Raw genomic sequence first — 390 nt, forward strand, 5'->3', positions numbered from 1 at the left:
TTTGCCGATACCTGGCAGGGTGATTTCACCACCATTTTCCAAGGCGTCGCTGACGATCTCGCTGAGTTGATCAAGCGCCGCACGGACGGTGGTCTTCGGCGTGTCGATGGCTTCTGCGATGTCACCGATCAATTGGTCTTTGGTAATGGCCATGTGGTTGCTCCTTGGGGATGAAAAAGTGTGGCATTGATTAATGCCCGCGCATCATAGGCGATCGACTGGGCGGTTTTCCCGGTCAATCAGGCTTCATTGTGACCTACCTGCTCACGGTAAATTCCCGTGGCAGTGCTCAATTACGGGCATCCGCCACAGTTTTTCGGTTTACCTGCGTTTTCGGGTGAGAGCGGTGCGATGCTGGCTGTGTGCCTGCGCGGTGAGGCGGATTGCAGC

1 protein-coding gene is annotated in these 390 nt (G+C 55.6%); it reads right to left on the reverse strand.

What is annotated here, in order from left to right; genetic code table 11:
- The coding region (locus tag AC0IYH_RS29695) for an HU family DNA-binding protein (RefSeq protein WP_471837655.1) at nt 1–153 on the reverse strand (153 nt) is incomplete at its 3' end.
- Nucleotides 154–390 lie beyond the last annotated feature (237 nt).

The organism is Pseudomonas sp. AC463 (assembly GCF_979253585.1).